General features: G+C 69.7%; 20 protein-coding genes. 5 read left to right on the top strand and 15 right to left on the bottom strand.

The annotated features are described in order from the left end of the window. Positions 1 to 70 precede the first annotated feature (70 nt). The 4 genes from lgt to KRX52_RS15365 form a co-directional block, all read right to left on the bottom strand. Positions 71 to 871 carry a prolipoprotein diacylglyceryl transferase gene (gene lgt, locus KRX52_RS15380; RefSeq protein WP_217682597.1) on the bottom strand — a complete coding sequence of 267 codons (801 nt, stop codon included), beginning with the start codon at positions 869 to 871 and terminating at the stop codon, positions 71 to 73. A gap of 9 nt (positions 872 to 880) precedes the next feature. Next, complete coding sequence (locus KRX52_RS15375) at positions 881 to 1,663, bottom strand: sulfite exporter TauE/SafE family protein (RefSeq protein WP_217682596.1); 783 nt, start codon at positions 1,661 to 1,663, stop codon at positions 881 to 883. A gap of 69 nt (positions 1,664 to 1,732) precedes the next feature. Beyond that, positions 1,733 to 4,012: a phosphoenolpyruvate--protein phosphotransferase gene (ptsP, locus tag KRX52_RS15370; RefSeq protein WP_217682696.1), complete on the bottom strand. Its 2,280-nt coding sequence runs from the start codon at positions 4,010 to 4,012 to the stop codon at positions 1,733 to 1,735. A 50-nt stretch (positions 4,013 to 4,062) separates the two neighbouring features. Next, on the bottom strand, positions 4,063 to 4,542 hold the full coding sequence (locus tag KRX52_RS15365) for an RNA pyrophosphohydrolase (RefSeq protein WP_217682595.1): 480 nt from the start codon (positions 4,540 to 4,542) through the stop codon (positions 4,063 to 4,065). Between the two features lie 141 nt (positions 4,543 to 4,683). On the opposite strand from KRX52_RS15365, the gene KRX52_RS15360 reads away from it, so the two are divergent. Beyond that, a complete protein-coding gene (locus tag KRX52_RS15360; RefSeq protein WP_217682594.1) occupies positions 4,684 to 5,337 on the top strand; it encodes a histidinol-phosphatase in 654 nt (217 codons plus the stop codon). Positions 5,338 to 5,439: 102 nt separating this feature from the next. Here KRX52_RS15360 and KRX52_RS15355 read toward each other — a convergent pair whose 3' ends face one another. The 3 genes from KRX52_RS15355 to ilvA form a co-directional block, all read right to left on the bottom strand. Next, positions 5,440 to 5,907, bottom strand: a complete 468-nt coding sequence (locus tag KRX52_RS15355; protein ID WP_217682593.1) for a DUF2269 family protein — start codon at positions 5,905 to 5,907, stop codon at positions 5,440 to 5,442. Further along, entirely contained in the window at positions 5,904 to 7,169 is a 1,266-nt protein-coding gene (locus KRX52_RS15350; RefSeq protein ID WP_217682592.1) for an SDR family oxidoreductase, read from the bottom strand. The genes KRX52_RS15355 and KRX52_RS15350 overlap by 4 nt, the downstream gene beginning before the upstream one ends. A gap of 75 nt (positions 7,170 to 7,244) precedes the next feature. After that, complete coding sequence (gene ilvA, locus KRX52_RS15345) at positions 7,245 to 8,819, bottom strand: threonine ammonia-lyase, biosynthetic (protein WP_217682591.1); 1,575 nt, start codon at positions 8,817 to 8,819, stop codon at positions 7,245 to 7,247. Between the two features lie 89 nt (positions 8,820 to 8,908). Between ilvA and rpiA the strand changes: the two genes are divergently transcribed. Both rpiA and KRX52_RS15335 read left to right on the top strand, forming a co-directional pair. Further along, positions 8,909 to 9,580, top strand: a complete 672-nt coding sequence (gene rpiA, locus KRX52_RS15340) for a ribose-5-phosphate isomerase RpiA (RefSeq protein WP_217682590.1) — start codon at positions 8,909 to 8,911, stop codon at positions 9,578 to 9,580. A 161-nt stretch (positions 9,581 to 9,741) separates the two neighbouring features. After that, entirely contained in the window at positions 9,742 to 10,083 is a 342-nt protein-coding gene (locus tag KRX52_RS15335) for a YegP family protein (RefSeq protein WP_217682589.1), read from the top strand. A 4-nt stretch (positions 10,084 to 10,087) separates the two neighbouring features. On the opposite strand, the gene KRX52_RS15330 is transcribed toward KRX52_RS15335, so the two are convergent. The 3 genes from KRX52_RS15330 to KRX52_RS15320 all read right to left on the bottom strand — a co-directional run bounded on the left by KRX52_RS15330 (position 10,088) and on the right by KRX52_RS15320 (position 13,278). Beyond that, positions 10,088 to 11,002 carry an SdiA-regulated domain-containing protein gene (locus tag KRX52_RS15330; RefSeq protein WP_217682588.1) on the bottom strand — a complete coding sequence of 305 codons (915 nt, stop codon included), beginning with the start codon at positions 11,000 to 11,002 and terminating at the stop codon, positions 10,088 to 10,090. A 116-nt stretch (positions 11,003 to 11,118) separates the two neighbouring features. Continuing rightward, the gene (locus KRX52_RS15325) at positions 11,119 to 11,784 is read right to left on the bottom strand and encodes a fumarylacetoacetate hydrolase family protein (RefSeq protein WP_217682587.1); all 666 of its coding nucleotides are present in this window, start codon (positions 11,782 to 11,784) and stop codon (positions 11,119 to 11,121) included. 102 nt (positions 11,785 to 11,886) lie between these two features. Next, on the bottom strand, positions 11,887 to 13,278 hold the full coding sequence (locus tag KRX52_RS15320) for a D-2-hydroxyglutarate dehydrogenase (protein ID WP_217682586.1): 1,392 nt from the start codon (positions 13,276 to 13,278) through the stop codon (positions 11,887 to 11,889). Between the two features lie 183 nt (positions 13,279 to 13,461). Between KRX52_RS15320 and serA the strand changes: the two genes are divergently transcribed. After that, the gene (gene serA / locus KRX52_RS15315; protein ID WP_217682585.1) at positions 13,462 to 14,694 is read left to right on the top strand and encodes a phosphoglycerate dehydrogenase; all 1,233 of its coding nucleotides are present in this window, start codon (positions 13,462 to 13,464) and stop codon (positions 14,692 to 14,694) included. A 56-nt stretch (positions 14,695 to 14,750) separates the two neighbouring features. Here serA and KRX52_RS15310 read toward each other — a convergent pair whose 3' ends face one another. Next, positions 14,751 to 15,182, bottom strand: a complete 432-nt coding sequence (locus tag KRX52_RS15310) for a DUF4399 domain-containing protein (protein WP_217682584.1) — start codon at positions 15,180 to 15,182, stop codon at positions 14,751 to 14,753. 81 nt (positions 15,183 to 15,263) lie between these two features. After that, positions 15,264 to 15,890, bottom strand: coding sequence for a 2OG-Fe(II) oxygenase (locus KRX52_RS15305; RefSeq protein WP_217682583.1), 627 nt, complete (start codon positions 15,888 to 15,890; stop codon positions 15,264 to 15,266). A gap of 186 nt (positions 15,891 to 16,076) precedes the next feature. Here KRX52_RS15305 and KRX52_RS15300 point away from each other — a divergent pair, with 186 nt between their 5' ends. Next, the gene (locus KRX52_RS15300) at positions 16,077 to 16,817 is read left to right on the top strand and encodes a hypothetical protein (RefSeq protein WP_217682582.1); all 741 of its coding nucleotides are present in this window, start codon (positions 16,077 to 16,079) and stop codon (positions 16,815 to 16,817) included. Positions 16,818 to 16,881: 64 nt separating this feature from the next. Here KRX52_RS15300 and KRX52_RS15295 read toward each other — a convergent pair whose 3' ends face one another. Genes KRX52_RS15295 through KRX52_RS15285 form a run of 3 tightly spaced genes read right to left on the bottom strand, consistent with a single transcriptional unit; the run spans position 16,882 to position 21,477 of the window. Next, positions 16,882 to 18,252, bottom strand: coding sequence for a DUF3482 domain-containing protein (locus KRX52_RS15295; RefSeq protein ID WP_217682581.1), 1,371 nt, complete (start codon positions 18,250 to 18,252; stop codon positions 16,882 to 16,884). Beyond that, on the bottom strand, positions 18,245 to 19,624 hold the full coding sequence (locus KRX52_RS15290) for a DUF2868 domain-containing protein (protein WP_437439708.1): 1,380 nt from the start codon (positions 19,622 to 19,624) through the stop codon (positions 18,245 to 18,247). The genes KRX52_RS15295 and KRX52_RS15290 overlap by 8 nt, the downstream gene beginning before the upstream one ends. Next, positions 19,615 to 21,477: a DEAD/DEAH box helicase gene (locus tag KRX52_RS15285; RefSeq protein ID WP_217682580.1), complete on the bottom strand. Its 1,863-nt coding sequence runs from the start codon at positions 21,475 to 21,477 to the stop codon at positions 19,615 to 19,617. The genes KRX52_RS15290 and KRX52_RS15285 overlap by 10 nt, the downstream gene beginning before the upstream one ends. Between the last annotated feature and the right edge of the window lie 23 nt (positions 21,478 to 21,500).

Raw genomic sequence — 21,500 nt, 5'->3', positions numbered from 1 at the left:
TAGGGTGCGCCCTGCGCACCGAAAGGCCAGCCCATGGTGCGCAGGGCGCACCCTACGGGCCGGCGCCGGTTCAGGCCGCGTGCGCCTGGCGTCGGTAGGCGTAGGCCATCAGCCCCAGGCCGCCGAGGATCATCGGCAGGCTGAGCAGCTGGCCCATGGTCAGCCAGCCGAACGCCAGGTAGCCGAGCTGGGCGTCGGGCACGCGGACGAACTCGACGATGAAGCGGAACAGGCCGTAGCAGGTGGCGAACAGGCCGGACACCGCCATGGTCGGCCGCGGCTTGCGCGAGTACAGCCAGAGGATGGCGAACAGCGCCACGCCTTCGAGAGCGGCCTGGTACAGCTGCGAGGGGTGGCGCGCCAGCTGGGCGGGGTCGCTCCACGCCGGGAACACCATCGCCCACGGCACGTCGCTGGGCTTGCCCCACAGCTCGGCGTTGATGAAGTTGCCGATGCGCCCGGCGCCGAGGCCGATCGGCACCATGGGGGCGATGAAGTCGAGCAGTTCGAACAGGCTCTTGCCGTGGCGCTTGCCGAACCACCACATGGCCAGCATCACGCCGAGGAAGCCGCCATGGAACGACATGCCGCCTTCCCACACGCGCAGCAGCCACAGCGGGTCGCGGAGGAACTGCTCGAAGTTGTAGAACACCACGTAGCCGAAGCGCCCGCCGAGAATCACCCCGCAGGCGGCCCAGAAGATCAGGTCGGACAGGGTGTCGCGGGTCCAGGCGGCGTCGAAGCGCGCCAGGCGGCGGGAGGCCAGCCACCAGGCACCGCCGATGCCGACCAGGTACATCAGGCCGTACCAGTGGATCTTCAGCGGGCCGAGGGCGATGGCCACCGGGTCGATCTGCGGGTAAACCAGCATGTCAGGTCCTCAGAGCAGGAAATTCAGGCCCACGCAGAGCAGCAGCAGGGCGAACAGGCGCTTGAGCATGAGCGGCGACAGGCGGTGGGCCAGCTGCGCGCCGAAGCGGGCGAAGAACATCGAGGTGGCGGCGATGCCGACCAGCGCCGGCAGGTAGACGAAGCCGGCGCTCCACTGCGGCAGCTGCGGCTCGTTGTGGCCCAGCCACATGAAGCTCAGCGCGCTGGCGATGGCGATCGGCAGGCCGCAGGCCGCCGAGGTGGCCACCGCCTGCTGCATCGGCACGCTGCGCCAGGTGAGGAAGGGCACGGTCAGCGAGCCGCCGCCGATGCCGATGATCGCCGAGGCCCAGCCGATCACCCCGCCGGCGACGCCGAGGGCGGTCTTGCCGGGCACCGCGGAGCTGGCCTTGGGTTGCAGGTTGAAGGCCATCTGCGCCGCCACGCTGATGGCGAACACGCCGATGATCTTCTGCAGCCATTCACCGTGCAGCAGGGAGGCGGTCAGGCCGCCGAGCACGCTGCCGCCGAGGATGCCGACCGCCAGCCAGCGCACGATCTCCCAACGCACCGCGCCGCGCCGGTGGTGGGCGCGGATCGAGTTGATCGAGGTGAAGGCGATGGTCGCCAGCGAGGTGCCGACCGCCATGTGGGTGAGCACTTCCGGGGCGAAGCCCTGGGCCTGGAAGCTGTAGATCAGCACCGGCACGATGATCATGCCGCCGCCGACGCCGAACAGTCCGGCCAGCACGCCCGCAGCGGCGCCCAGCAGCAAGTACAGAAGAAATTCCATCGATGGCCTCCAGAACGGCCGCCCATGGTACCGGAAGCGCCCGCGGCCCGCAGCAGCCGGGGGCCGCCTTCAGTTCTGGGTGGAGGCGCCCGGGTTGAGCATGCGCGCCAGGCCGAGGTGGCGCAGGGCCAGGCTGAGGGTGCTGTGGATCAGCGGGGCGTGGTCGATGAGCAGCACCTGGTCGAGCAGTTCGCGGGCCTGCTGCAGGGAGACCTGGCGCAGCAGCCACTTCACCTTGGGCAGGTTGGTGGCGTTCATCGACAGCGAGTCGAAGCCCATGGCCATCAGCAGCATGGCGGCGCTCGGGTCGCCGGCCATCTCGCCGCAGATGCTCACCGGCTTGCCGACGCTGTGCGCATCGTCGACCACGCGCTTGAGGGCGTGGAGGATCGACGGGTGCAGGTAGTCGTAGAGGTTGGCCACCCGCGGGTTGTTGCGGTCCACGGCGAGCAGGTACTGGGTCAGGTCGTTGGAGCCGACCGAGAGGAAGTCGACCTGGCGGGCCAGCTCGCGGGTCTGGAACACCGCGGCGGGAATCTCGATCATCACCCCCACCGGCGGCATCGGCACGTCGACGCCTTCCTCGCGCACCTCGCTCCAGGCGCGGTGCAGCAGACGCTGCGCCTCTTCCAGCTCGGGCAGGCCGCTGATCATCGGCAGCAGGATGCGCAGGTTGTCCAGCCCCTCGCTGGCCTTGAGCATGGCGCGCGCCTGGACCAGGAAGATCTCCGGGTGATCGAGGGTGATGCGGATGCCGCGCCAGCCGAGGAAGGAGTTGTCCTCCTTGATCGGGAAGTACGACAGCGCCTTGTCGCCGCCGATGTCGAGGGTGCGCATGGTCACCGGCAGCGGGTGGAAGGCGGCCAGCTGCTGGCGGTACAGGGCGACCTGTTCCTTCTCGCTGGGGAAGCGCTCGTTGGTCATGAACGGCACTTCGCTGCGGTACAGGCCGACGCCCTCGGCGCCGCGCTCGTGGGCGCGGGCGATGTCGGCGAACAGGCCGGTGTTGGCCCACAGCGGCAGGCGGTGGCCGTCGAGGGTCTCGCAGGGCAGGCAGCGCAGGGATTCGAGGCCGAGGTTGAGCTGGCGCTCCTCCTCGGCGATCTCGGCGAACTGGCGGCGCAGGCCGGGCGAGGGGTTGGTGAACACGTCGCCGCGATAGCCGTCGACGATCAGCTCGATGCCGTCGACCATGCTGTAGGGCAGGTCGGCCGCGCCCATCACCGTGGGGATGCCCATGGCGCGGGCGAGGATGGAGACGTGCGAGTTGCTCGAGCCGCGCACCGAGACCAGACCGACCAGCTTGCCGGGCGGCACTTCGCCGAGCATCGCCGGCGACAGCTCCTCGCTGACCAGGATAGTGTTGTCCGGGTACACCAGCTTCTGCTGGCGGGCCTGCTGCAGGTAGGCGAGCAGGCGCCGGCCAATGTCGCGCACGTCCGAGGCGCGCTCGCTGAGGTAGGCGTCGTCCATCTGCTCGAAGCGCTGCACGTGGCCGTTGACTACCTGGCGCAGGGCGCCCTGCGCCCACTGACCGGTCTCGATCACCTTGATCACCTCGCCGCCGAGCGAGGCGTCGTCGAGCATCATCAGGTAGACGTCGAACAGCGCGCGCTCCTGCTGGCGCAGCTGGCTGGCCAGGCGTGCGGACAGCGCATGGATGTCGGCGCGCACCGCCTCGAGGGCGTTGTAGAAGTAGGCGATCTCGCCGTCGATGTCGCTGACCTGGCGATCCGGCACCACCTCCAGGTCGGCGGCCGGCAGCACCACCACGGCGCTGCCCAGGGCCACGCCCGGCGAGCCGGGCACGCCGACGAAGCGGGTGTCCTCGATGGCCTTGCCCTGCTTGCCGAGGCCGCGGATCGAGCCGGTGGCCTCGGCGTGGGCGATGACGCCGGCGAGCTGGGCGCTCATGGTGACCAGGAAGGCTTCCTCGCCCTCGTCGAACTGGCGGCGCTCCTTCTGCTGCACCACCAGCACGCCCATCACCCGCCGGTGGTGGATGATCGGTGCGCCGAGGAAGGAGGCGTAGCGCTCCTCGCCGGTTTCGGCGAAGTAGCGGTAGCGCGGGTGGCTGGCGGCGTCCTCGAGGTTGAGCGGCTCCTCGCGGGTGCCGACCAGGCCGACCAGGCCTTCGCTGGGGGCCATGCTGACCTGGCCGATGGCGTCCTTGTTGAGGCCTTCGGTGGCCATCAGCACGAAGCGGTTGCTCTGCGGATCGAGCAGGTACACCGAGCAGACCTGGGTGCCCATGGCTGCGCGCACGCGCTCGACGATGATCGTCAGGGCGGTGTCCAGATCCCGGGCGGAGTTGACCTCCTGGATGATCTTGCGCAGCGTGTGGAGCATGGTCAAAGGGGCGTCGCTCCCAAGAGAAGGCGGTGGTCGGTGGGTGGTGGTCAGGCGCGGATCGGCAGGCGCGGGGCCAGCTCCTTCAGGGCACGACGATACACCTCGCGCTTGAAGGAAACGACCTGACCCAGCGGATACCAATAGCTGACCCAGCGCCAGTCGTCGAACTCCGGCTTGCCGGTCAGGTCCATGCGCACCCGCTGTTCGTCGCCGGTCAGGCGCAGCAGGAACCACTTCTGCTTCTGGCCGATGCACAACGGCTGGCTGTGGGTGCGCACCAGGCGCTGCGGCAAACGATAGCGCAACCAGCCGCGGGTGCAGGCGAGAATGCGCACATCTTCGGGCTCCAGGCCCACTTCTTCATTCAATTCGCGAAACAGCGCATCTTCCGGCGATTCCTGCGGGTTGATCCCGCCCTGGGGGAACTGCCAGGCGTCCTGGTTGATGCGCCGCGCCCACATCACCTGGCCGACCTCATTGGCCAGAATGATGCCGACATTCGGTCGGAAGCCATCGGGATCGATCATGGCAGGCACCTCAAAACAGATATGCCCGGATTGTTCCACAAAGCCCGTCACAGCGGCAACGCGCGTGCGTCCGCGCATGGGCAGTCCTGGCAAAACGGGGTACGCTAGCCCATTCCCATCCTGCCTTGAGAGAGCCTATCCGTGCGTCTGGCGCTTTTCGATCTCGACAATACCCTGCTGGCCGGCGACAGCGACCACGCCTGGGGCGACTGGCTGTGCCGGCGCGGCATCCTCGACGAAGCCGTCTACAAGGCGCGCAACGACGAGTACTACGAGGACTACCTAGCCGGGCGCCTGGACATCAGCGCCTACCTGAACTTCTGCCTGGCCGTGCTCGGCCAGTACGACCGGGCGCAGCTGGACGCCTGGCACCGCGAGTTCATGGCCGAGTGCATCGAGCCGATCATCCTCGCCAAGGGCGAGGCGCTGCTCGCCGAGCACCGCGCCGCCGGCGACCAGCTGGTGATCATCACCGCCACCAACCGCTTCGTCACCGGGCCGATCGCCGCGCGCCTGGGCGTCGACACCCTGCTGGCCACCGAGTGCGAGATGCAGGGCGAGCAGTACACCGGGCGCACCACCGACATCCCCTGCTTCCGTGAGGGCAAGGTGACCCGCCTGGAGCGCTGGCTGCTGGAGAACGACCTGAGCCTGGAGGGCAGCTGCTTCTACAGCGACTCGCGCAACGACCTGCCGCTGCTGGAGCTGGTCGACTGCCCGGTGGCGGTCGATCCCTGCGCGGAGCTGCGCGCCATCGCCGAACAGCGCGGCTGGCCGGTGCTCTCGCTGCGCTGATTGTTCAGCCACAAACGACAACGGCGCCTGCGGGCGCCGTTGTCGTTTGTGGGCTGGCCGCCGCCGTGTCGTTGCTCCCTGCCGGCGACGAGTGGCGTTGGTTCAGACCGGCTTGTTCACCATCAGGAAGAAGATCGCCAGGAAGGCAATGAACGCCGGCCAGCCGAGGGCGAACCACCAGGCCATGTAGCGCCCGGCCATGGCGGGCAGCGGCGTGCCGTCGCGTTCGGCCTGCACGGCGAGGTCGCGCACGCGGATCTGCAGCCACACCACCGGCAGCCAGCACAGTCCGGCCAGGGCGTAGAGCAACAGGGTCGCCAGCAGCCAGGTGTGGCCGAGCGGCCAGCCTGCCAGGTAGACCATGGCCAGTCCGCTGGCCGGCTGCAGCAGCGCGCAGGGGGTGGTGAACAGCCAGTCGGCGGCGACCACGTGGCGGAAGGTGGTGGCGATGGTCGCCAGCTGCCCGCTGCGCCAGGCGCGCCAGGCGTAGTAGGCCGAGCCGAGGCCGGTGCCGAACAGCAGGGTGGAGGAAAGGATGTGCAGGGTCTTGAGCAGCAGGTAGGGGATCATGCGCGAGTCCGTTCGCCGGAGGGCTGTAGCCACAGCAACCATAGGCTGGCGCCGAGCAGCACCAGGTTCTTGCCGACGCCCTGGAACGGATCGAACCAGTAGTGCGGCAGCAGCCAGGTGATCAGCGCCGTGTAGCCAAGCATCAGGGCGATCTGCGCCTGCAGGGCGTGGCGTCGCCAGCGCCGCCACAGCAGGCCGAGGCCCAGCGCGCCATCGAGCAGGGCGCCGCTGACCACGGCGATCCGCGCTGGCCAGCCGTCGATGCCCGCTTCGGCAAGGATGCGCAGGCTCCAGGCGAAGCCGGGGCCGAGACAGGCCAGCGCGGTACCCAGCCAGACCAGCACCAGCAGCGCGAGCAGCAGCGGCGGCACGATCAGGCCGGCGCTGTCCGCCGCCTGCGGCCAGTCGTGCAGACGGGCCGTCAGCGGTAGGCAGCGGTAGCCGCAGGCCTCGGCCAGTGGCTCGGCCGCGGCGAGGTTGTCACGGCGGGCCAGGCGCAGGGTCTGGCAGTTCAGTGCGCGCCATCCAGCGCGCTCGCCAAGCCAGGCACCGAGGGCGGCCAGCGGCCGCGGCAGCGTCGAGTAGCGCCCCGCTCCCCGGCCCTGGGCGGCACGCAGGCGGTCGACTATCTGGCCCTGGGTCAGCGCCTCGGGACCGACCAGCGCCAGGCTGCACGGTTGCTCCGGCCAGCGCTGCAGCAGGGCGAGCACCGCGGCGCACAGGTCGTCGATATGCAGCGGCTGCAGGCGTGCGCGGTTGTCCAGCAGCGGCGTCCACGGCCAGGGCGACAGGCGCAGCAGCCAGCGGCTGCTGGCCGCGCCGGGGCCGAGCACCAGCGAGGGGCGCAGCACCACCGCAGCAATGCCGAGGCTCAGTAGGTGGCGCTCGGCCGCGGCCTTGGTGGCGAGAAAGTCGGTGTCCGGCCCGTCTTCGGCGCCGAGTGCGGAGATCTGCAGCACCCGCGCGCCCCGAGCGGCGGCCAGTTCGAACAGGGCGCAGGCACCCAGGTTCTGTACCTCGTCCAGCTGCGTGCGGTCGGTGGAGAGCAGGCCGGCGGCGTTTATCACCAGCTCGATGCCTGCGGGCCAGGCAAAGGCGCGCGGATCGCGGGCCAGCTCGGCCAGGTCCAGCCGGCACCAGTCGCCGCTGGCGCCGGAGTCGGGCTGGCGGGCGGTGGCGAGCACCTGGTGGCCGGCCGCACTCAGCGCGACATGCAGGTGGCGGCCGATGAAGCCGCCGGCACCGACCAGCAGGATGCGCATCAGCGCGTCCTCCGGGGCGGCAGGTGGAGCGGGTGGGGCATGGCGATCACCTCCCTGTGATCGGTCTGGCCGGGGTCAGCCGAGGAACAGCCGGTAGGCCGGGTCGTTGCTCTCGTCCCAGTACGGATAGCCGATACCGTCGAGGGCCTCGGTGAGCAGCGCCCGCTCGTCCTCCGGCACCTGCAGGCCGACCAGCACGCGGCCGTCGGCGGCGCCGTGGTTGCGGTAGTGGAACATCGAGATGTTCCAGCGCCCGCCGAGCTTGTTGAGGAAGTTGAACAGCGCACCGGGGCGCTCGGGGAATTCGAAGCGGTACACCCGCTCGTTCTCCGCGCCCGGCGCGTGGCCGCCGACCATGTGGCGGATGTGCAGCTTGGCCAGCTCGCTGTCGGTCAGGTCGAGCACCGGGAAGCCCTGCTCGCGCAGCATCGCCACCAGCTGTTCGCGCGGGTCGTTCTCCGGATGGGTCTGCACGCCGACGAAGATCTGCGCCTCGTCCGGCGACTTGTAGCGGTAGTTGAACTCGGTGATCGCGCGCTTGCCGATGGCCTGGCAGAACGCCTTGAAGCTGCCCGGCTTCTCCGGGATGGTCACCGCGATGATCGCCTCGCGCTGCTCGCCCAGCTCGGCGCGCTCGGCGACGTAGCGCAGGCGGTCGAAGTTGACGTTGGCACCGGAGTCGATGGCCACCAGGGTCTGCCCGCTGACGCCGCGGCGCTGCACGTAGCGCTTGATCCCGGCGACGCCGAGGGCGCCGGCGGGCTCGGTGATCGAGCGGGTGTCGTCGTAGATGTCCTTCATCGCCGCACAGATCTCGTCGGTGCTGACGGTGACCACCTCGTCGACGAAGGCGCGACAGATGCGGAACGGCTCGGCGCCGATCTGCGCCACCGCCACGCCGTCGGCGAACAGGCCGACCTGGCTGAGGATCACTCGCTCGTCGGCGGCCAGCGCGGCGCGCAGGCAGTCGGACTCCTCCGGCTCGACGCCGATCACCTTGATGTCCGGGCGCAGGTACTTCACGTAGGCGGCGATGCCGGCGATCAGCCCGCCGCCGCCGACCGGCACGAAGATCGCGTCGAGGCGGCCCGGCTGCTGGCGGAGGATCTCCATGGCGATGGTGCCCTGGCCGGCGATCACGTCCGGATCGTCGTAGGGATGCACGAAGGTGTAGCCCTTCTCCTCGACCAGCTTGAGGCAGTGCGCCAGCGCCTCGGGGAAGGCGTCGCCGTGCAGCACCACGCGGGCGCCGCGGGCGCGCACCGCCTGCACCTTGATGTCCGGCGTGCTCTTGGGCATGACGATGATCGCCTTGATGCCGAGCTTCTTCGCACTCAGCGCCAGGCCCTGGGCGTGGTTGCCGGCGGAGGCGGCGATCACCCCGCGGGCCTTTTCCTCCTCGCTGAGCTGGGCGACCTTGTTGTAGGCGCCGCGGATCTTGAAGGAGAACACCGGCTGCAGATCCTCGCGCTTGAGCAGGATCTGGTTGTTCAGTCGTTCGGACAGGCTGCGCGCCGGTTGCAGGGGGGTTTCCACCGCCACATCGTAGACGGGCGAGGTGAGGATCTTCTTCACGTACTGTTCGAGCATCGGAGAGTTCGCAGACGGGGTAGGCGGAATGGGCCCGAGTCTACTCTCGCCACCGCCCATCGGCCACCGGCAAAAACCCGCCCGCTGCGCCGATCCGCGCCGTCTTGACGTTATAATGCCGGTCGATTTTTCTCTTCGCGGAATCCGCCATGAACCAGGATCAGCTCAAGCAGGCGGTGGCCCAGGCCGCTGTCGATTTCATCCATCCGCGCCTCGAGTCGCGCAGCATCGTCGGCGTCGGCACCGGCTCCACCGCCAACTGCTTCATCGACGCCCTGGCGAAGATCCGTCACGACTTCGATGGCGCGGTGGCCAGCTCCGAAGCCACCGCCGCCCGCCTGAAGAGCCACGGCATCCCGGTGTACGACCTCAACAGCGTTGCCGAGCTGGAGTTCTATGTCGACGGCGCCGACGAGACCAATGCGCGCCTGGAGCTGATCAAGGGCGGCGGCGGCGCGCTGACCCGCGAGAAGATCGTCGCGGCGGTGGCCAAGACCTTCATCTGCATCGCCGACGGCAGCAAGCTGGTCGAGCGCCTCGGCGAGTACCCGCTGCCGGTGGAAGTGCTGCCGATGGCGCGCAGCCATGTGGCCCGCGAACTGGTCAAGCTGGGCGGCGACCCCGAGTACCGCGAAGGCTTCGTCACCGACAACGGCAACCTCATCCTCGACGTGCACAACCTGCTGATCGGCGATGCGGTGGCCTTGGAGCAGCAGATCAACAACATCGTCGGCGTGGTCACCAACGGCCTGTTCGCCGCCCGCCCGGCCGACCTGCTGCTGCTCGGCACCAACGAGGGCGTGCGCCGCCTCGAACGCTGAGTTTCGGCGTGCCCCCGCGGAAGGCCGGCCACCCTGGGGGGGGACGGCCTTCTTGCTGTCTGGGGTGCGGATTTCCCGGTTGGCGGCGGCGTGGTCCGGCAGGCCACGCAAATAGCGTCTAGTTTTATCCGCAAGCGATCCGCCAACCAAGGAGGTATGCCATGTCCGGCAAGTTTCGCCTGAAGAAAGCCAGCAACGGCCAGTTCCAGTTCAACCTGGAGGCCAGCAACGGTCAGCCGATCCTGAGCAGCGAGCAGTACAAGGCCAAGGATTCGGCGCTCAACGGCATCGAGTCTGTGCGCAAGAATGCCGTGCGCGAAGGGGCCTTCGAGCCGCTGACCGCCAAGGACGGGCGGCCGTACTTCGTGCTCAAGGCCACCAACGGCCAGGTGATCGGTCAGAGCCAGATGTATGCCAGCGCCGCCAGTTGCAACCAGGGCATGGAGTCGGTCAAGAAGCACGCGCCCGAGGCGCTGCTGGTGGACGAGACGCTGGCCGGCTAGGCGCTCAGCGCGGCGTGCTGCCCGGCTGGCGGCTGAACACATAGAAGCGGTTGGGCTCGCCGACCACGTAGATGTTGCCCTGCGCGTCCATGGTCACGCCCTCCGGCTGCGCGATGCTGCCGGTCAGGCCGTTGCGGCCGCCGAACAGGCTGAGGAAGCTGAAGGGCCTGCCCTGTTCGTCCAGCTCCAGCAGCAGGCGCGACTCGTCGGAGAGCAGCAGGGTGCGGCCGCTGCGCGGGTCGACGGTCAGCGAGGACAGGTCGCGCACCGGCAGGCTCGCGCTGGGCAGCGCCTCGAGCGTCACGCCGGCGTCCGCCGCGTCGGGAAGCGGCAGGCTGAACAGGCCCAGCGGGTCGCGCTCCTTGGCCAGCAGCAGGCGCCGGGTGCGCGGATTCCAGGCCAGGCCTTCGAAGCCCTTGTTGCCGGCGTCGGCAAAGCCGAGGTCGTAGCGGGCGGTGTCCGCCAGGTCGAGGCGTTGCGCGTCCGCGGCGAGGCGGAACACCGCCAGCAGGTGGTGGCGCTCGTCGACGATGGCCAGGCGGCCGTCGCCCAGCGCTTCCACCGCTTCCGGGTCGGCGAAGCCGACCAGCGCGATGCTGCGCAGCACCTGGCCGTCCCGGCTCAGCTCGACCAGCTTGGGGTGCTTGCCGGTGACGGTGAACAGGGTGTCGCTCGGCGGGTTCCAGGTCAGTCCGGAGGTTTCGTCCTGTTCCAGCCCCGAGAGGGTGGCTTCCCGCGCCAGGCGGTAGTCCGGCAGCCAGATGCCGGCGGCGCGCGCCGCGGGGGGCACCGCCTGCTCGCGCCAGTACAGTTCCAGCTGTGCGCCCCAGTGCATGAAGTGGCTGTCGATCAGCGCTCCGGCGCCGATCGACAGCAGGAGGGCGGGCAGCAGGAAGCGGCGGGCAGTGCGAGGCGGCATGGGCGACAGGCTCTCAAGGTGGCGGATGCCGCAGCATGCCTGCAGCCTGTTGAAAACGATGTGAATGTCTGCGCAGCGGAGCCACGAGCCGGTACTCGCCCGGCTCGTGGCGTGGCTCAGAGCACGCGGCTCTCGAAGCGGCACAGCTCGGGCAGCTCGACCACCAGGTGGTCGCCGCTGGCCAGGGCGCCGACGCCGGCCGGGGTGCCGGTCAGCACCACGTCGCCCGGCTGCAGGGAGAAGTGGCCGCTGATGTAGCGGATCAGCTCGAGGATCGGCGTCAGCATGTCGCGGCTGTTGCCGTCCTGGCGCAGTTCGCCGTTGATGCTCAGGCGCACGCCGATGTCGGCCAGGTCTTCCACGGCATCGCCGGGGACGAACGGCGACAGCGGGCAGGCACCGTCGAAGGCCTTGGCGATTTCCCACGGGTGGCCCTTGTCCTTGAGGCGGCTCTGCACGTCGCGCAGGGTCAGGTCGAGGGCGACGCCGAAACCGCTGATGGCATCGCGGATTTCCTCGTCGTTCGGCCGGGTCGACAGCGGCTTGCCGATCAGCACGGCGATTTCCGCCTCGTAGTGCACGCTGCCGCGTTCCTGTGGAAGGGCGAAGCCGCCCTCCAGCGCCACGGCGGCGGTGGCCGGCTTGATGAACAGCAGCGGTTCGCTCGGCACCGGGTTGTTCAGTTCCTTGGCGTGTTCCGCGTAGTTGCGGCCGACGCAGACCAGCTTGCCCACCGGGAAGTGGATGCGGGTGCCGTCGACGTACTGGTGCTGGTAGCTCATGACAGACTCCTGATAATCCATAGGGTGGAAAACGGCCGGCGGCCTTTTCCACCGTTCGCGGTCAGGGTGGAAAACGCTACGCGGTTTTCCACCCTGCGCGAGTCAGGCGAAGATCTTGCCGGGGTTCATGATGCCGTTGGGATCGAACACGGCCTTGATCGCCTTCATGCAGGCGATCTCTTCCGGCGAGCGGCTGTAGCCCAGGTAGTCGCGCTTGGTCATACCCACGCCGTGCTCGGCGCTGATCGAGCCGTGGTACTTCTCGACGGTCTCGAATACCCACTTGTTGACCGTGGCGCACTTGGCGAAGAACTCTTCCTTGGCCATGGCGTCGGGCTTGAGGATGTTCAGGTGCAGGTTGCCGTCGCCGATGTGGCCGAACCAGACGATCTCGAAGTCCGGGTAGTGTTCGCCGACGATGGCGTCGATTTCCTTGAGGAAGTCCGGCACCTTCGACACGGTGACCGAGATGTCGTTCTTGTACGGGGTCCAGTGCGAGATGGTCTCGGAGATGTACTCGCGCAGCTTCCACAGGTTCTGCAGCTGCTGCTCGCTCTGGCTCATCACGCCGTCGAGCACCCAGCCCTGCTCGACGCAGTGCTCGAACAGCTCCAGGGCGGCGTTGGCCACCTCCTCGCTGCTGGCTTCGAACTCGAGCAGCGCGTAGTACGGGCACTCGGTCTCGAACGGCGCCGGCACGTCGCCGCGCCCCAGCACCTTGGCCAGCGCCTTGTCGGAGAAGAACTCGAAGGCGGTCAGGTCGAGCTTGCCCTGGAAGGCGTGCAGCACCGGCATGATCGAGTCGAGATCCGGCGTGCCGAGGACCATGGCGGTGAGGTTCTTCGGCGCTCGCTCGAGGCGCATGGTGGCCTCGACCACGAAGCCGAGGGTGCCTTCGGCGCCGATGAACAGCTGGCGCAGGTCATAGCCGGTGGCGTTCTTGATCAGGTCGCGGTTCAGCTCGAGGATCTCGCCGGCGCCGGTGACCACCTTGAGGCCGGCCACCCAGTTGCGGGTCATGCCGTAGCGGATCACCTTGATGCCGCCGGCATTGGTGCCGATGTTGCCGCCGATCTGGCTGGAACCGGCCGAGGCGAAGTCCACCGGGTAGTACAGGCCCTGCTCCTCGGCGAAGTTCTGCAGCTGCTCGGTGACCACGCCGGCCTGGCAGCGCACGGTGCGGTCGAAGGCGTTGAAGTCGAGAATCTTGTTCATGTAGTCGAACGACACCACCACTTCGCCGTGGGCGGCGACGGCGGCGGCGGACAGGCCGGTGCGCCCGCCCGAGGGCACCAGGGCGACCTGGCGCTGGTTGGCCCAGCGCACGATGGCCTGGACTTCCTCGATGCTCTTGGGGAAGACGATGGCCAGCGGATTGGGCTCGAACTGCTTGGTCCAGTCCTTGCCAAAGGCGTCCAGGGAGGAGGCGTCGGTGAGCACCTTGCCGGGCTCGACCAGGGTCTTCAGTTCATCGATCAGGGCAGCTTGCGTCATCTGCGGGAATCTCGGGCAATTCATGGTCACCCTGAGCAGGCTTCATGCTCGGGGATGGGCGCTTCGCGGGGGGGCTATGTTAACATACGCCCCCCGCCAATCGCGCCCGCCGCCGACTCGCGGGTCGGCCAGCCCGCGCTGTCCACCGCCCAGCCAATTTCCCGGGACAACAGGTTTACGCAGATGAGCAAGACGACCTCTCTCGACAAGAGCAAGATCAAGTTCCTTCTTCTCGAAGGTGTGCACCAGAACGCCGTGGATACCCTGAAGGCCGCCGGCTACACCAGCATCGAGTACCTGAAGGGCGCGCTGTCCGAAGAGGAGCTCAAGGAAAAGATCGCCGACGTGCACTTCATCGGCATCCGTTCGCGTACCCAGCTGACCGAGGAAGTCTTCGACTGCGCCAAGAAGCTGGTCGCCGTCGGCTGCTTCTGCATCGGCACCAACCAGGTCAACCTGAACGCCGCCCGCGAGCGCGGCATCGCGGTGTTCAACGCGCCCTACTCGAACACCCGTTCGGTGGCCGAGCTGGTGCTGGCCGAGGCCATCCTGCTGCTGCGCGGCATTCCGGAGAAGAACGCCTCCTGCCACCGCGGCGGCTGGATCAAGAGCGCGGCCAACTCCTTCGAGATCCGTGGCAAGAAGCTCGGCATCGTCGGCTACGGCTCCATCGGCACCCAGCTCTCCGTGCTGGCCGAGGCGCTGGGCATGCAGGTGTTCTTCTACGACACCGTGACCAAGCTGCCGCTGGGCAACGCCACCCAGGTGGGTAGCCTGCACGAACTGCTGGGCATGGCCGACATCGTCTCCCTGCACGTGCCGGAACTGCCGTCCACCCAGTGGATGATCGGCGAGAAGGAAATCCGCGCCATGAAGAAGGGCGGCATCCTGATCAACGCCGCCCGCGGCACCGTGGTCGAGCTGGATCACCTGGCCGAGGCGATCAAGGACGAGCACCTGATCGGCGCCGCCATCGACGTGTTCCCGGTCGAGCCCAAGTCCAACGACGAGGAATTCGAGAGCCCGCTGCGCGGCCTGGATCGCGTGATCCTGACCCCGCACATCGGCGGCTCCACCGCCGAGGCGCAGGCCAACATCGGCCTGGAAGTGGCCGAGAAGCTGGTCAAGTACAGCGACAACGGTACCTCGGTGTCCTCGGTCAACTTCCCGGAAGTGGCCCTGCCGGCGCACAAGGGCAAGCACCGCCTGCTGCACATCCACGAGAACATCCCGGGCGTGATGAGCGAGATCAACAAGGTCTTCGCCGAGAACAACATCAACATCGCCGGCCAGTTCCTGCAGACCAACGAGAAGGTCGGCTACGTGGTGATCGACGTTGACGCCGAGTACTCCGATCTGGCGCTGGAAAAGCTGCAGCAGGTCAAGGGCACCATCCGCAGTCGCGTGCTGTTCTAAGCGCTCTGCACGGATGAAAAAAGGGAGGCCTCGGCCTCCCTTTTTCGTTGCCGCGCTTATTTCACGGTGACGGTGATCTTCTCCGACTGCACCGGCGGGTCGAGCGGCACGTGGTTCTTGTCGCCCACCAGCAACTGCAGGGTGTGCTTGCCCGGCGGCAGGGTGAGCTCGGTTTCGGTCTGGCCCTTGCCGAAGTGGCGGATGTTGTCGCTGGCCGGCAGCGGCTGGTCGAGTGCCGGCGCCTCGCTCACGTCCACCAGCAGGTGGTGATGGCCGGTGGCCGGCGCATCGGTGCCGGCCGGGGCCACGCCCATGCCCTTGAGGCCGAACTTGACGGTGAAGGTCTGGCCGACGGTGGCGCCGCTGGCCGGCTCGATGAAGTACACGGCGGCGCCGGCCGGGGCCGGGGTGCGCGGCGTTTCGGCCAGGGCCGGGGTGGCCAGGATGACGGCGGCCAGCAGGCCGCAGGTGGCAAGCAGGGATTTCATCGCAAGGTTCCTTATGCGTGGGGAAGTCCAGTACAGACTAGCCGCTGTCGCGAAAGGTTCCAGTCGATGGCAGGCCGCGGGCTAGAGCGGCCCGTTGCCGCGACGGCGATACCAGCCGGTGAGCGACAGGCGCTCGCGGCTGGCCGGCAGCACCTCGTGGGGGAAGTCGCCCGACATGAACACCACCAGGGTGCCGGCGGCCGGCGGCACGTCGTGCTCGCGGCCGTCGGCCAGCTCGATGCGCAGGGCACCGCCGTGCTCCGGCCGCCAGTCCTCGTTGAGGTAGAACACCGTGGTCACCGTGCGGCGGTCGTCGTCGCGGAAGCGGTCCAGGTGGCGGCGGTAGAAGCTGCCCGGCGGGTACAGGGCGAAGTGGCACTCGTAGTCCTCGAGGCCGAGGAACAGCTCGCGGTTGAGGCGCTCGCGCAGGCTGTCGAGCATCCCCAGGTAGGCGTCGGTGGTGGCCGTTTCGCCGGCGGCGAGCCACTGGATATGGTCGCCGCGGATGCTCTCGTCGAGGGTCTGCCCGCCGGCACGGCCGATCGCGGCGCGGGTCAGGGCGCCGGCGGCGTAGCGGCGCCGGCACTCGGTGGCCAGCGCGGCGGTCAGTTCGGCCGGCAGGGCGAGTGACTGCACCGACCAGCCCTGGCTGGCCAGGTCGTCGAGGATATCGTCGAGGAGGGGAAGCGGCGTGTTGTGCTCGGTCATGGCGCATTCTATTGAGCCGTTTGGCGAACAGGCAACTGCGGCGCGAGGGGGCCGCTCGAGGGCGGTGACGGACAAAAGCACTTTTCGGCTGTCCAATCCGGCTGGACGGTCCCCGTTGTCCGCGCCGGCGCCTCGACAAGCCGGACCTCGGGGTCGACAATACGCACCTGTTTCGCGGGAGTTGCCATGCGCGTCCTGATTGCCCTTGCCTTGAGCCTTGTCAGCCTGTTCAGTCATGCCGACGAGCATGACCTGCTCTACGAACTGGCTGGCTGGCCGCAGCAGCGGGAAAACTTCAGTGCCGCCGTGGTCGCGGCCCAGCAGCGCTATCAGGGCAGCCTGCCGCCGGCGGTCTACCAGACCCTGGTGGCCAACAGCAACCGCCGCTTTGCCGCGCAGGCGATGGACCAGCGCGCGCTCGCCAGCCTGCGCAGCAGCCTGCCCGATCCGCTGCCGGCGATCCGCTTCTTCGACAGCCCGCTGGGCCGCGCGGTGGTGCAGCGCGAGGTGCGCGCCAGCTCGCCGGCCGAACTGGCGCGCAATGCCAAAGGTCTGCCGCGGCTGGACGCCACGCCGGCGCGCCGCGCCCTGGTCACGCGCCTGGGCAAAGCCCTGCCGGCACGCGAGGCGGGCGCGGAAGTCAGCCTGGCGCTGGCCGGCGTCGCCGCCGACAGCCTCACCCAGATGCTGCCGGGCCTGCCCGGCCTGCTCGGCAACGGTGGCTCGCAGGAGCTGCTGGGCGGCCAGCGCGAGCGGCTGCAGCAGCAGATCGGCAGCGAGCTGGAGAACACCCTGCTGTACGTCTACCGCGACCTCGGCGATGCCCAGCTGGGCGAGTACGCGGCCTTCGCCGAGTCGGCGGAGGGCCAGGTCTACTACCGCGCCGCGCTGCAGGCGATCAAGGCGGCGCTGCAGGCGGGGCAGTAGTCCGGCGTCGTGCAGGGTGCGCGGTGCGCACCGTCTATTCTCTCCCGGGTGCGCGCGGCGCACCCTACGCCTCAATCTCCGCCGCCAGCCGGCGGATTTCCTCCTGACGCTCGGCGTACTGCCCGCGGATCGCCCCGTTCAACGTCGACCATTCGGGGTGGGCGCGCGCCCGCTGCAGCGCCGCCGGCAACTGGCCCTCGCGCCAGGCCTGCGCCTGCGGGGTGTCCAGGCGGATCTGCTGCTGCGCGGCGTGGCCGCGGGCCTCCAGCGCACCGAGCAGCTGGCGCTGGCGCAGGGCCAGCAGGCGCAGCACGGCGTCGTCGACGCTCAGCTCGCGCTGGCCGGTCAGCTTGCCCTTGATCCGGCCGCCGTAGTTGCGCAGGGTCTGCCAGGTGCCGCCGGCGATGGCCCCCAGCGCCGCTGCGGCGCCGAGGGTGATGCCGCCGGCCAGCAGGTCGATGCCGGCGCCGGCGGCGGCGCCCGCTGCCATGCCGCCACCGACCTTCACCCCCAGCTGCTTGAGGGTTGCCGGATGGAACAGGTCGTCGCCCCAGCGTCCGTCCAACAGCGGCAGCTCGCCGGCCTCGGCGTCGTCGCTGCGGAAGGCGTACAGGCGCAGCAGGTCGTCGACGCAGCGCTGTTCGCGGCTGCGCAGGTCGCTGCGCAGCTGCGTGGTGGCCGAGGCCAGGCTGGCCTCGTCGCCCGGCACCAGGCGGCGGCCGGCGGCGGCGTCCAGCAGCAGCTCGGCGATCAGCCGCGCAGCGGCCTGGCGGCGGGCGCGGCGCTGCGCCTCGTGGTCGACGATCAGGCGCTCCAGCTGCGGCCGCGCCCGCTCCAGCAGCAACGCCAGGCTTTCATACAGGCGCCGCTCGCCGTCCAGCGGCGGCGCCACGCTGTCGAAGCGCACCAGCGCGTGCAGGCCGAGGCGGGCCAGCGCCGTGCGCCAGTCAGCCTCGCGATGTTCGGCACTGGCGACGAAATTGAGCACCGGCAGCAGTGGCTTGCCGCAGTCGGCCAGCACCGCCAGCTCGTCGCGGTACTTGGCCAGCACCGGCTCGCGGGCGTCGATCACGTACAACCCGGCGTCGGAGGCGAGCAGCTGGCGCAGCACCTTGGCCTCCTGCTCGAAGCGGGCGCGCGCCTCGGGACTGGCCAGCAGGCGCTGGATGCGTTCGGGGCCGTCCAGGCGCACGCCGGGCGGCTCGAGGGCGTCGAGGTAGTCGCGCAGGGCGATGGCGTCCTCCAGACCGGGGGTGTCGTACAGCTCGAGCAGCGCCTCGCCGTCCACCGACAGCCGCGCGCCCTCCACGTGGCGGGTGGTGCTGGGGCGGTGGGAGACCTCGCCGAAGCCGACGTCGCGGGTCAGGGTGCGCAGCAGCGAGGTCTTGCCGACGTTGGTATGGCCGACCACGGCCAGCTTCAGCGGCTCAGTCATGTCCCGTCTCCAGCCAGCTCAGCGCGGCGTGGTTCGCCGCGGGCAGCTGCAGGCGCGCGAGGGCGGCGTGCCAGTCGCCGAGGCGCGCCGCGTCCAGCGCCTCGCCGGGCGGTGCTGGCAGCAGCCAGATGCGTGTTTCCGCGGCCGTGCGCGCCAGTTCGCCGAGCAGCGCCAGGGTGCCGCGATCCGGCGAGCGGCGCGGATCGCAGGCGACCAGCAGGCGCGCGGGCGGCTGGCGGGTCAGCTGCTCGAGCAGGGCGCGGCGCTGGCTGCGCTCGTCGAGGATGCCGGCATCGGTCACGCCGGCCGGCAACGCCGGCGGCCAGGGGCGGCGGTCGTCCAGTTCCACCGCGACCAGCAGGGCGCCCTGGCTGGCGGTCTGGGCATGACCGGCCGGCGGCTGGTGCAGCTGCGCCGGCGCCGCATCGCTGACACCGAGGCGCTCGCTGGAGGGCAGCAGGCGCTCGCGCAGGCGGCTGTAGCCGGGCTGCTCGAGGTCCAGCTGCAGCTCGCCCAGTCCGCGTTGCCACTGGAAGAAGCACAGCAGGGCGAGCAGCGCGCGCGGCAGCAGGCCGTAGACGACGAACACGCCGAGCAGCCAGCCGGCCCAGGTCTGCCGCGCCGTCTCGCCACCGACCACCGCCTCGCCGCTGGCGCGCAGCAGGTCGAGGTCGGGCTGCGGGAAGCCGAGCAGCGCCGGCAGGGCGCCGAGGCCGTGGATCAGGCTGGCGAAGCTCGGCGCCGGCAGCAGGGTGGTTTCCCACACGAAGCCGTAGCGGCGGGTGGCCAGCAGGGCCAGCAGCAGAAGCAGCGCGGCGAGCAGGGCGAGCAGCCACAGGCCGTGGCTGAGCAGGCCCAGCGCCCAGCGCTGCAGCCCGGCGCGGCCGAGCAGCAGGGACAGCGCCGGGCCGAGCAGGGCGCCGCGGCTGTCGCGCGCCAGGCGGCCGGTCAGCCCCAACCACAGGCGGCCGAGGGCGCTGCCGGCTGCGCCGCCGAAGACCAGGCCCAGCAGCCAGCCGAGCAGGGTCAGCAGGTGCAGGCCGAGCAGGCTGCCCAGCGCCCACAGCAGATTGACCGGGCGCACACCATCGCCCAGCGCGGCGAAGGCCAGCCCGCCACCGCTGAGCAGCGCCAGCACGCTGAGCAGGACGAGGCCGAGGCCGGCACCCTGGCGCCAGTGCTGCAGGGCCAGGTCGAGGCCGTCGCGGCGCGCCAGCTGGCTGGCGCGGGCGACGATGCGTCCGCGCAGCTCGCCGCCGGCGGCACGCGCCTGGCGGCAGGCTTCGGCGTCTTCCAGGGGGCCGCTGTGTTCTTCGGCGAGGCGCACGGCTTCGGCGAGCCAGAGGGCGTCAGGGATGTGCTTCAGGGGCAAACGGCCTCCTCGATCGGTTGAGTCCCAGGCGCCAGGATGGTGCGCAGGCGCTGGCTGAACGCCGAGTCCTGGCTGGCGGTGAGCAGCAGGTGCTCCAGCGAGCGGGTCATGCCGACGTAGAGCACGCGGCTTTCGTCGTCGACGGACTCGACCTTGGGGTGCGGCAGACGGCCGACGAAGGGGATGGCCACCGCCTCGAACTCCAGGCCCTTGCTGGCGTGCAGGGTCAACACCTTCACACTGTCCTCGACCAGTGCTGCCTGCGCGTCCTTCTGCGCCAGCAGGCCGGCGGGAATGCCGACGCGCTGCAAGTGGTCGCGGACTTTCTCGCAGTCGGCGTTGGTGCGCACCAGCACGGCCAACTGCCCCCAGCTGTCCAGGCCGGCGCGGCGCTCGCGCAGGAAGGCGGCCACCGCGGCGAGTTCGGCGGCCTCGTCGGCGCACTCGCGCCACAGCGGCTGCGGGCCGTGGCGGCCAACGCTCTGCGGCGGCACCCGCGGGATGCCGTCTTCCTCGGCGGTCTGCTCGGCCAGCCCGTCGCCGGCGAAGCGCGCGGCGACCTGGAGGATTTCGGCGGTGTTGCGGTAGTTCAGGCGCAGGATGGTGGTGCGCCCGCGGGCCTGGATGCCGACGCTGGAGAAGCTGAACTTGCGCCGCCGGTACAGGCTCTGGGCGTCGTCGTAGAGCACCAGCAGCGACTGGCTGGCGGGGTCGACCTGTTGGGTGGCGAGCTGGAACCACTCCGGCGCGAAGTCGTGGCCCTCGTCGATCAGGATGGCGCCGTACTGGCCGGTCGGGATCTGCCCGGCGGCGACGGCCTCGAGGGTTCTCGACACCAGTTGCTCGTTGTATGCGTTGGCGCCCCCTCGAGCCTGCGGCAGGGGGAGGCCGTGGCGGCGCAGCAGCTCGCCGCACCAGGCGTGGAAGTGGCGCACCTGGACCTTCTCGCCGACGCCATGGCCGTCCATCTGCAGCGCCAGGCGCGCGGCCAGTGCCTTGTTGAAGCACAGCACCAGGATCGGCGTGTGCAGCAGCCTGGCCAGATGCAGGGCGCGGTAGCCGAGGATCATGGTCTTGCCCGAGCCGGCCACGCCGTGGATCACCCGGTGGCCCTCGCCGAGGTTGCGCGCCAGCTGCTCCTGCTGCAGGTCCATGATGCGGATCAGGTCGGGTGCCGCGGCCGGCGGCTGGCCGGGGTCGGGGGCGTCCTCGAACAGGCTCTGCTGCGAGCTGCGCAGGCGCAGTTCGGGGAACAGGTGCCAGCGCACCCGGTCGACCTGGGCGGGGCCGAGGTGGCAGGGGAAGGCGACGGTGAACATGTCCCACAGGCGGGTCTGCAGGGCTTCCGGATCCTGGTCCTCGCCGAGTTCGTCCTTGCAGATCACCTGGCTGGGATTCATGGCCTCGCCGAGGCCGGCCGCGTCGAACTGCGCGCGGCTGATCTGGGTGAGGATCACCCCGTGGCCCCAGGGCAGCAGCAACTGGCCCTGGCGGGGACCGTCCCGGTGGACCAGCTGGGGGTCACGCTGCAGCAGGCCGGCCAGCACATGGCAGTACTGGCGTACCTGCTCCAGCGGGTTGCTGGCCTGTTTGGGCCCTGAGGGTAGCATGAGGGTGGCCTGCTTGCGGTCGAGCTTGTGCAGGGTGGACAGCTTCCAGTCCTTGACCTCCAGCAGCAGAATGCCGCGCAGCGGGTGCAGGAGGGTGAAGTCCGGACGCTGGCCGCGCGGGCCGAGCGGCACGTCGAACCAGCACAGGTAGTCCTCGTCGAGCAGGCGGTCGAACAAGCTGGCGACCTTTCGTTCGCCGCTTGTGGCCGGGCAGCCGTTGAGCGAGGTGAGCAGGGTGGCCATCACAACTCCATGTGTCTGTCTGA

It is taken from the genome of Geopseudomonas aromaticivorans, assembly GCF_019097855.1.
GTDB classification, from domain to species: Bacteria; Pseudomonadota; Gammaproteobacteria; order Pseudomonadales; family Pseudomonadaceae; genus Geopseudomonas; species Geopseudomonas aromaticivorans.
This window is presented reverse-complemented; position numbering and strand designations above follow the sequence as displayed.